Annotated in this window: 3 protein-coding genes; all 3 read left to right on the top strand. The window is 46.8% G+C overall.

The features are described from left to right. On the top strand, window positions 1–395 hold a 395-nt coding region (locus R7P72_RS25445), incomplete at its 5' end, for a flagellar type III secretion system pore protein FliP (protein ID WP_411912911.1). 26 nt (window positions 396–421) lie between these two features. Further along, complete coding sequence (fliQ, locus tag R7P72_RS25440) at window positions 422–691, top strand: flagellar biosynthesis protein FliQ (protein WP_005457784.1); 270 nt, start codon at window positions 422–424, stop codon at window positions 689–691. 8 nt (window positions 692–699) lie between these two features. Next, a partial coding sequence (locus R7P72_RS25435; protein ID WP_318111013.1) for a flagellar biosynthetic protein FliR occupies window positions 700–1125 on the top strand: 426 nt, incomplete at its 3' end.

Raw genomic sequence — 1125 nt, 5'->3', positions numbered from 1 at the left:
AGCCATACCTCAACGAACAAGTGACAGCGCGCGAAGCATTCGATGCAGCGCAAGTGCCGATGAAGGCCTTCATGCTTAAGCAAACGCGCATTAAGGATTTGGAAACCTTCGTAAATATGTCGGGCGAGCAAGTAACCAATCCAGAAGATGTGTCGATGGCGGTGTTGATTCCCGCTTTTATCACCTCGGAGCTGAAAACGGCGTTCCAAATCGGTTTTATGTTGTTTCTGCCGTTCTTGATCATCGACTTGGTGGTGGCATCGGTTTTGATGGCCATGGGTATGATGATGCTATCGCCAATGATTGTATCGCTGCCGTTTAAGTTAATGCTGTTTGTGTTGGTGGATGGTTGGAACTTGATATTGTCGACCTTAGCCGGCAGTTTTGCTCTTTAGATTAGCACAGAGAAAAGAGGTAAGACATGACTCCTGAAATGTTTGTCGAGCTTTTCCGTGAAGCACTGTGGATGGTGTTGATCATGGTCTGTGCCATTATTATCCCTAGTTTGCTCATCGGTTTGGTCGTGGCGATTTTTCAAGCCGCGACGTCAATTAACGAACAGACATTAAGCTTCTTACCTCGTTTGATCGTGACTTTGTTAGCTTTGATGCTGTTTGGTCACTGGATGACGCAAATGCTGATGGAATATTTCTTCGGCTTGATTGAGCGCTTGCCTCAGGTTCTGTACTAGAGGCTGGTATGGAGTATCCCACTCAAATCATCTTAGACTGGATAGCCAATTATTTTTGGCCGTACGTTCGTATCTCGTCGATGTTGATGGTAATGACCGTTACTGGCGCTCGCTTTGTTTCTCCTCGTATTCGTTTGTATCTCGGCCTTGCGATTACTTTTGCCGTGATGCCCGCTATTCCTGCCGTTCCGCAAGACATTCAACTGCTCTCATTTCGTGGTTTTATGACCATCGCAGAGCAGATGATCATTGGCGTCGCGATGGGCATGGTGACGCAATTTATGATCCAAACGTTTGTGTTGCTCGGGCAAATTCTTGGTATGCAATCGAGCTTGGGTTTCGCGTCGATGGTCGATCCTGCCAATGGTCAGAACACGCCATTGCTTGGTCAATTATTCATGTTCTTGACCACCATGTTTTTCCTCGCAACCGAT

The organism is Vibrio sp. Vb0888 (assembly GCF_033338835.1).
Classification (GTDB): domain Bacteria; phylum Pseudomonadota; class Gammaproteobacteria; order Enterobacterales; family Vibrionaceae; genus Vibrio; species Vibrio alginolyticus.
This window is presented reverse-complemented; position numbering and strand designations above follow the sequence as displayed.

Excerpts from the sequence above, each read along its gene's own strand:
- fliQ (WP_005457784.1), top strand. The coding sequence starts at position 422 with ATGACTCCTGAAATGTTTGTCGAGCTTTTCCGTGAAGCACTGTGGATG.